Here is a 7993-nt window from a genome sequence, read left to right as displayed (position 1 = left end):
CTCGGCCATCGTCCCCGCCTCGACCATCGATTCGCCCGACGGACCGCTGCCCGGAAGCATCGAGCAGCCGCACAGGAACAGCATCCCCAACAAGGTCGTAAACGACAGAAAAGGCTGTGAGTTCACATCGACCTCGAGCTTGCCCGGCCCGGCCGTCGGCGAACCGCCGGCCCGTGGCGACGGCACAAACTGAGGCATAGATCACGGCAAAGGCAAGGCCACGCCGAAACAGCGCCGAAATATTTCCGTCGATGTGACGCAATTGCTGCACCGATGGTTAACGCTTTCGACGCCGCAATCGCGGGTTTATGCACGGCGAGGCTTGCGCCTCACGCGGAATTCGAGTCAAAATAGAGCTGGCCGGCTCTCGCTCCCGAGGCGAGAGCAATCGGAGCATCCGTCTTAGCAATCGGAGCATCCGTTGAAATGACGACCGCTGGGAACCGATGGCAGCACCACCAGAGCTTTCTCGCCGCTGGCGAGCAGAAGCTCGTGCGCGCGATCATCGTCGAAATGCCGCCGCGGATCACGCCTCTCTTCCTGACCAAGCTCGGCCTCTTCGGCGCCGCGGTCGCCGCCGTGGCGCTGATCGGCTGCCGCTGGTCGCTGCTGTGGCTGCCGCTCGTTCCCGTCGGCGTCTTCATCAACTGGTTCGGCATCGCGCTGGACGGCCCGCTGGCGGTCTATCGCGGCGAGGCGCGCCCGCGGCTCGGGCTGGTCGAGCACACTTACGACCTGTTCTCGCAGATCCTGATCATCGTCGCCTTCGGCCTGTCGCCGTTTCTGACCATCGAATCGGCCTTCATTGTCCTGATCTGCTATCTGCTGTTCTCGGCCTACACCTATATCCGCGCGATCGCCCGCCATGTTCAGCAGATGGCCTATATCGGCATGGGCGCGACAGAATTCCGCATCCTGATGGTGGTGTGGGCGTTCGCGGCGCATTCTCTCGGCATCGACTCGACGGCGGGCGAAGGCGTGCGGAGCCTCGACGCCGCCATCGCCATTCTGGCGGTCATCGCCGTCTGCGGCCTCGGATTCAAAGCCTTCACCGACGCGCGCCGCGTCGCCATGGACGAGAACGGCCACGGCGCCTGAGCCCCCGCTCGCCCGCGGCCGGACATCCGGCCGCGCGGGCGCTCTGCGGGAAGCGTCCGAGGGCGCAATCGCCAGCACACGGTTGGCGCGCATTGCGAGAATTTTGTTCGCGACGGGATAGACGCGAGCGCGGCGTAAGGGAAAATACGTCGGCGCTCGTCGGCCGATTCGTTCGTTCATCGAAGCGGCCGCGCGCCGAACCCTCCGCGGCGGGCGGAGAAATAAGGCGGGACGCGCGCTCGAAAGATGAGACGAATGATGAGGCTGAATTGGAAGTGGGCGGTCTGGTCCGGCGCGGCTGCCGCCCTCGCTCTGGGCGCCGTCTTCGCCGCGAGCCCGCTCGGATTCCTCGCTCCGCCCGATCCTTCCGCCCTGTGGACGTGGTCGCTCGAATCCTGGGAGAGCACGAGCGTCTCGGCGTCCGGGGAGACGCTCCGGATCGTGCATGAGCCGCTGGCCCTCGCCCGCAATCTCGCCCTCGCCTCTCTCGGCTTCGTCGGCCTGGCGCTGAGCGCGCCCCGGTTCTTTGAAATGTTCGGACGCGCCTCGGACAATCCGGCCGGCGGCGAGAGCATGGGTCGAGTCCTCTCGGCGCGCCGGCAGTTCGACGGCGAGCTCGACACGATCCTGACGCTGGTGCGCGCGCATCTCGAGAATAACCAGACCTATTCGGCGGCCCTGCGCAAGGGACACACCGACCTCGCCTCGCCGGCGGCGAGCCCGGACCAGATCCGCGCCGCCATCATCCTGCTCATTGCCGAAAACCAGAAGATGCTGCGCGAAACCGAGGAATATGCGCGCAACCTCGATGAATCCCGCCGCCAGGTCGACGAGCTGCGCGCCACTCTGGCGGAGACGCAGGAGCTCAACGTCCGCGACGCGCTCACCCAGGTCTACACGCGCCGCTATTTCGACTCGACGCTCGAGCGCGAGGCGCGGGAGGCCGCCGAGACCGACGGCGAGCTCAGCCTGATCATGGCCGACATCGATCACTTCAAAAAGATCAACGACACCCACGGCCATCCGATCGGCGACGAGGTGCTGAAGAATTTCGCCCGCACCATGTGCAGCCATGTCGAGGACAAGGACACGGTCGCGCGCTATGGCGGAGAGGAGTTCGCGATCATCCTGCCGGCGACCGGCGTCGCGCAGGCCCGGCTGCTGGCGGAGCGCATCCGCGGCGAGTTCGAAGCGAAGAAATGGGCGATCAAGGGCGGCCGGCCGATCGGCCGCATCACCGCCTCCTTCGGCGTCGCGCAACTGCGGGCGGGCGAGGGCGCCGCCGGCCTGATCGGGCGCGCCGACGCCAAGCTCTATGTTTCGAAGTCGGGCGGCCGCAACCGCGTCGCTACGGACGAGAGCTGATCGCCCGACGGCGCGCGAGCAGCGCCACGCCGGCGGCGCCCGCCGCGAGCCCGGCGCCGAGCCCGCTCGAGCTCGCCAGAGCGTCGATCAGCCGCGGCCCGCGATCCGGCACGAAGGTCTGCAGCAGCTCGAACGCTCCGGCGCCGAGGGCGAAGGGGATGGCCGCCAGCAGCCGCGTCCTCGCCGTGCGAAAGGCGATCGCGATCGTCGCGCCGGCGATCCCATAGGCGAGCGCATGCTCCAGCTGCCCGGATGGGAGAGCATGCGGACGGTCGGCGCCCGGAACGAGCGACACAATCGTGATCCCGGCGAATTCGACGGCGACGCCGACGGCGGCGAGGCGCGCGAGCCGCGCCGGGAGGCGCCCATGTCGCTGTCGCTGTCGCGCTCGCGCCTCCCGGCCAGGGATCAAGGACGGCGCCGGGGAGAGGCGGGACGCATTCGTCGAGGTCATGAAATCGTCTCCGGTTCAGCGAGAGGACGCCGATGCGCCCGTCTCGCCAGAATTGGATCTGACCGATCGGAGCGGCAAATGTTCGGCGGACGGCCGCATTGAAACTTTCCATGAGAATGGTGTCCGCGCCGGCGCGCGGCCCACAGCGGCGCAGGCGCCGCGGCGTGGCGCGCTTTTCGCCTCACCCGGCCGGCGACGCCGAGCCGCCCGCGCGGAGCTGCGTTGCCTGGCGGCGTGAATCAGCCGATTTGAGCGAGCCGCTTCGAATTCGTCGACGCAAGTCGCTGGTCTTCCTACATGGCTGACCAGAACCAGCCGACCGAGGACCGCATGAACGACATTCCCTATCGCGCCGCTCTCGTCATCGGCGCCGGTCCCGGCGTCGGCGCCTCATTGGCGCGGCGCTTCTCCGCCGCAGGACTGAAGGTCGCCATCGCCGCCCGCAGCGCGCCGAGCCTCGCCGCCATCGCCGCGGAGACGGGCGCGGAGTGCTTCGCCGCCGACGCCACCGATCCCGCTTCGGTCGCCGAGCTGTTCGAGGCGGCCGAGGCCGCGATCGGGGAGATCGACGTCGTCGTCTATAATGTCGGCGCGCGCATTCGCGGGCCGCTCGCCGAGCTCGATCCGGAAGCGGTGCGGCAATCCTTCGAGATCAACGCCTTCGGCGGCTATCTCGCCGCGCGCGAGGCGGCGAGGCGTTTCGGCCCGCGCGGGCGCGGCGCTCTCATCTTCACCGGCGCGACGGCGAGCCTGAAGGGCTATGCGATCTCCGCGCCCTTCGCCATGGGCAAGTTCGCGCTGCGGGCGCTGGCCGAGAGCGCCGCGCGCGAATTGGGGCCGAAGGGCGTGCATGTGGCGCATGTCGTCATCGACGGCGTCATCCGCGCGCCAGGCCAGACCGACCCGGCCGACGCGACGCTCCATCCCGACGACATCGCCGACGCCTATGTCGACCTGCTGCGCCAGAAGCGCAGCGCCTGGTCGTTCGAGGTCGCGGTGAGGCCCTGGGTCGAAAAATTCTGACAGCGGCCGCCGCGCGGCGGATAAATTGTCAAAAAAACGTCAACCGTGTGCGTCGCCGCGACAAAATGTCGCAAAACCGACCAAAGGGTGCTACACTGAGCGCGTCGACCCGGGCGAAGGTCCGCTCTAGCGGTCGTTTCGCCCCCCATAACGACGAAAATGGGGAATGCGCTCATGAACACGATCACAGCTATTCTTTCGATCGTCGCGACCTGCGCCGCCGTCACCGCGGCGATCACGGCCTTCGCGAATCTCTGAAGTAGCGTCGATTCGAGGGCTGCCGGAGTAACGCAGCCCCGCCCCAAAAGATCCTCGCCGACGCAGGCGCGCCGGCGAGGATGCGAGGTGCCACGCTCGGTCAGCGGCGGAACTCGTCCGAAATGGGTCTCGAATTGAAACCAACGGGCGGTGCATTGCATCACGTCGTCACACGTAACCTCCGCCTCAACGAAAGGACAGGAGCCTCGACGAACCTGTAGCTCGCGTAACTCGACACCGTCGACAACAAGCATATAGGTATTATAAGACATGAATCCAGCTTGATTGGTATAGCTCTATTAATAACTCCGATAATTAATACGTGATTTAGAAAGACTCCATAGCTCAGATCGCCGGCAGCCCTCGCCAGCTTCGAGCCATTGTCCGCGTATTTCAGAACGTGGACGATCGGGACGCCAACAACTATGCCGAGCAACGTAGAGCGCCTGATCATCTTCAGGTAATCGTCCGTGAGAGCGATCGTCGGCACGGTATAGGAAAGAACGAGCAATATAGCTGCTGATATAGCAACGAGCGCTGGAATGTTCTTGGTTGTTCCATTTTCGGAACTCTCGATCCAGCTGCCGCATATAAAAATAAACATCGTTCCCGGAAGCAGTCGATATCCCCATCTGTCGAAATTCAGAACCGCCGCATAGGCGAAAAGAAATATCACAAACGAAACCGCTGCTATGGGCAGCCGCAAGCGAAATAAGAGAACAAATGGAAAAGTCAGGTAGAATGTAACTTCTAGCCCCAATGACCACGCCTGCGGCACGAGCATGTCCGCATACGGATATATATTCAAGGTAACGATGAAAAACTGCACGAGCGCTCTGCCCGCAGACGGGGCGGACGTCAGCCACGGATGCCGCAGCTCGAACGCGGCAACTGCGATCACAGTCAATAGCGCATACAGATAAAACTGCGGCGCGATCCGCGCAAATCTATCCATGTAAAAAGATACAACCAAACCGGGCGACAGGTAATATTTTCTAATTAATGCGCTCATTACAAACCCACTCAACAGAAAAAACGACACGACTGCGACGACCCCCAAGTTGAAACCGTAAAGGTTGGGAGACATATGGCTAAGGACGACGAGATATGCCAAAAGAAGTCGGTAGACGCCCATGCCGGTGCTTCCATAATCTTCTGACGAGCCGCCGCTCGGGCTGCCGAGAGCCCCGACGGAAGACCGATCGATCGGCTTTTGAAATCTACGAGTCTGCTACGAAACTCCGAGGAGCCGCCGCGCCTCGAAAATGAGGCTCGTCAACGAAACTGCGACCTGCTCCGGGCGCGTCTTAAAGAGACGCGCCGGATGAAGCAATTCGCATCGGCCGCGCCGCCGGAAGAACCGGATGGAGGATGCGCTCTCTCGCATTCACGCGATCGCATTCCCTCGATCGCCCTGCCCCCTCACGATCGCCCTGCCCGCTCGGCTCTCGCGTTCAGGGAACTTCATCCAGATCCGCGAGCCAGGCGGACGCGCTCGCGTCGCTCGGGGCGCGCCAGTCGCCGCGCGGCGACAGCGAGCCGCCGGAGCTGACCTTCGGCCCATTGGGCAGAGCCGTGCGCTTGAACTGGCTCGTCGCGAAAAACCGCCGCGCGAAGACGCCGAGCCAATGCTTGATCTCTTCGAGATCATAGGCGCGCCGCTCGCCCTCCGGAATGTCGCTCGGCCAGCGGCCGGCGGCGGCGTCGCTCCAGGCGTGAAAGGCGAGGAAGGCCGTCTTCGACGGCGAGAAGCCGTAGCGCGTCGTGTAGAACAGGTTGAAGTCCTGCAGCGCATAGGGACCGACGACGTCCTCGGTGCGCTGCGGCTCTCCGTCCTTGCCCGGCGCCAGCTCCGGCGAAATCTCCGTGTCGAGAATGTCGCGCAGCACAGGCGCCGTCTCGGCGCCGAAATGCGCGTCGCGCGCGCACCAGCGGATCAGATGCTGGATCAGCGTCTTCGGCACGGAAGCGTTGACATTGTAATGCGACATCTGATCGCCGACGCCATAGGTGCACCAGCCGAGCGCGATCTCGGAGAGATCGCCGGTGCCCAGCACGATGGCGCCGTGGCGATTGGCGAGACGGAACAGCAGCGAGGTGCGCGCGCCGGCCTGCACATTCTCATAGGTGACGTCATAGAGCGCTTCGCCCCGCGCCGCGGGATGGCCGATATCCTCCAGCATCCGCCGGCAGGCGGGACCGACGTCGATCTCTTCGGCGCCGACGCCGAGCGCGCGCATCAGCCGCCAGGCGTTGGCCTTGGTGCGGTCCGTCGTCGCGAAGGCCGGCAGCGTATAGGCGAGGATGTTCGCGCGCGGCAGTCCGAGCGCGTCGAAGGCGGCGACGGCGACGAGCAGCGCGTGCGTGGAATCGAGCCCGCCCGAGACGCCGATGACGATTCTGTCGATCCTCGCGGCCTGCAAGCGCTGGCGCAGTCCGTGCGATTGGATGTTGAAGGCCTCGAAGCAGAGCTCGGCGAGCCGTGTCTCGTCGTCGGGAACGAAAGGAAAGCGCGCGACCTCGCGCAACAGCCCGAGATTTCTGTCGCGGGGCGCCTCGAGGTCGAAGAGCACGCGGCGAAAGCTGGTCGCGCCCGATTCGATATCGGCGCAATCGCCGAAGCTGCCCTGGCGCATGCGCTCGGCCGAAAGGCGGCCGATGTCGAGATCGGCGAGGATGAGCTGCGGCGTCTCGGCGAAGCGCTGCGCGCCGGCGAGGCGCGCGCCATTCTCATAGATCATCGCCTCGCCGTCCCAGGCGAGATCGGTGGTCGACTCCCCCTGCCCCGCCGCTGAATAGAGATAAGCGGCGAGGCAGCGCGCCGAATGGGCGGCGCAGAGCGTCGCGCGATAATCGGATTTGCCGACGATGGCGTCGCTCGCCGAGAGATTGAGCAGCACGGTGGCGCCGTCGAGCGCGGCGCGGGTCGAGGGCGGGATCGGCGTCCAGACGTCCTCGCAGACCTCCGTATGGATCACGAGGCCGGAAAAATCGCGCGCCTCGAGCAGCACGTCGGAGCCGAAGGGCGCGATCCGCCCGGCGACGTCGATCTCCTCGCCGGCGACGAAGGCGCCGGAGGCGAAATGGCGCTTCTCGTAGAATTCGCGATAATTGGGCAGATAGATTTTGGGCGTGACGGCGAGGATCTCGCCCCGCCGCAGCAGCGCCGCGCAATTATAGAGCCGTCCGCGCCAGCGCAGCGGCGCGCCGACCGCGAGGATCGGATGCAGCGCGCGGCTCGCCTCCAGCAGCTCGCCGAGCGCGGCTTCGACCGCGGCGAGCAGCGCGTCCTGATGCAGGAGATCGTCGATCGCATAGGAGCTGAGTCCGAGCTCGGGAAACAGGACGATCGAGGCGCCGCGCGCATCCGCGTCGCGCGCCATTTCGATCGTGCGCGCGACATTGAAGGCGGGGTCGGCGACGCGCGTCCGCGGGCCGCCGACTGCGACGCGGACGAAGCCGTGGCTATGGAGCGAGAAGAACGGATGAGTCATGAGGGAGATTATAGGCCGGCGTCGGATGCGGAAGCGAGCCTGAAGGCTCGCTTCTGACGGGGCAATCGGGTGAACGAGAATTGTTGCTGGAAGAGGCGCGCCCACCTCCCCCTCGAGAGGGGAGGCCCTGCGCCGAAGGCGCTCGGGAGGGGTGCTCCCCGAGTCTTTGCCGTGAAACCGTCCGGCTTCGCCGGCCGACCCGCCCCCTGAAGGCTAAGGGAGTGACACATTTCCAGGAGGCCGTCATGGCCGGGCTCGTCCCACGGCTGTCCGGCACAAAAATTGGTTGTACAAGCGCATG

Annotated in this window: 7 protein-coding genes; 4 read left to right on the top strand and 3 right to left on the bottom strand. The window is 65.4% G+C overall.

The window, feature by feature from the left end; all coding sequences use genetic code 11:
• The 3 genes from K3F48_RS22925 to K3F48_RS22915 all read left to right on the top strand — a co-directional run.
• On the top strand, positions 1-193 hold a 193-nt coding region (locus tag K3F48_RS22925), incomplete at its 5' end, for a hypothetical protein (protein ID WP_222577760.1).
• 233 nt (positions 194-426) lie between these two features.
• On the top strand, positions 427-1098 hold the full coding sequence (locus K3F48_RS22920) for a CDP-alcohol phosphatidyltransferase (protein ID WP_222577759.1): 672 nt from the start codon (positions 427-429) through the stop codon (positions 1096-1098).
• 255 nt (positions 1099-1353) lie between these two features.
• Positions 1354-2463, top strand: coding sequence for a diguanylate cyclase (locus tag K3F48_RS22915; protein ID WP_255609666.1), 1110 nt, complete (start codon positions 1354-1356; stop codon positions 2461-2463).
• Here the strand turns inward: K3F48_RS22915 and K3F48_RS22910 are convergent.
• Positions 2447-2917: a VanZ family protein gene (locus K3F48_RS22910; RefSeq protein WP_222577758.1), complete on the bottom strand. Its 471-nt coding sequence runs from the start codon at positions 2915-2917 to the stop codon at positions 2447-2449. The genes K3F48_RS22915 and K3F48_RS22910 overlap by 17 nt on opposite strands.
• A gap of 330 nt (positions 2918-3247) precedes the next feature.
• On the opposite strand from K3F48_RS22910, the gene K3F48_RS22905 reads away from it, so the two are divergent.
• A complete protein-coding gene (locus K3F48_RS22905) occupies positions 3248-3940 on the top strand; it encodes an SDR family NAD(P)-dependent oxidoreductase (RefSeq protein ID WP_222577757.1) in 693 nt (230 codons plus the stop codon).
• A 418-nt stretch (positions 3941-4358) separates the two neighbouring features.
• Here the strand turns inward: K3F48_RS22905 and K3F48_RS22900 are convergent, their stop codons facing one another.
• On the bottom strand, positions 4359-5333 hold the full coding sequence (locus K3F48_RS22900; RefSeq protein WP_222577756.1) for an acyltransferase: 975 nt from the start codon (positions 5331-5333) through the stop codon (positions 4359-4361).
• 319 nt (positions 5334-5652) lie between these two features.
• Positions 5653-7692 (bottom strand): NAD(+) synthase, encoded by a 2040-nt coding sequence (locus tag K3F48_RS22895; RefSeq protein ID WP_222577755.1) that lies wholly within the window; start codon positions 7690-7692, stop codon positions 5653-5655.
• Between the last annotated feature and the right edge of the window lie 301 nt (positions 7693-7993).

It is taken from the genome of Methylosinus sp. Sm6, assembly GCF_019802345.1.
GTDB lineage: Bacteria > Pseudomonadota > Alphaproteobacteria > Rhizobiales > Beijerinckiaceae > Methylosinus.
The sequence above is the reverse complement of the archived record's forward strand: the minus strand, read 5'-3'. Positions and strand labels throughout refer to the sequence as shown.

Excerpts from the sequence above, each read along its gene's own strand:
- K3F48_RS22920 (WP_222577759.1), top strand. The coding sequence starts at position 427 with ATGACGACCGCTGGGAACCGATGGCAGCACCACCAGAGCTTTCTCGCC.
- K3F48_RS22915 (WP_255609666.1), top strand. The coding sequence starts at position 1,354 with ATGATGAGGCTGAATTGGAAGTGGGCGGTCTGGTCCGGCGCGGCTGCC.
- K3F48_RS22910 (WP_222577758.1), bottom strand. The coding sequence starts at position 2,917 with ATGACCTCGACGAATGCGTCCCGCCTCTCCCCGGCGCCGTCCTTGATC.
- K3F48_RS22905 (WP_222577757.1), top strand. The coding sequence starts at position 3,248 with ATGAACGACATTCCCTATCGCGCCGCTCTCGTCATCGGCGCCGGTCCC.
- K3F48_RS22900 (WP_222577756.1), bottom strand. The coding sequence starts at position 5,333 with ATGGGCGTCTACCGACTTCTTTTGGCATATCTCGTCGTCCTTAGCCAT.
- K3F48_RS22895 (WP_222577755.1), bottom strand. The coding sequence starts at position 7,692 with ATGACTCATCCGTTCTTCTCGCTCCATAGCCACGGCTTCGTCCGCGTC.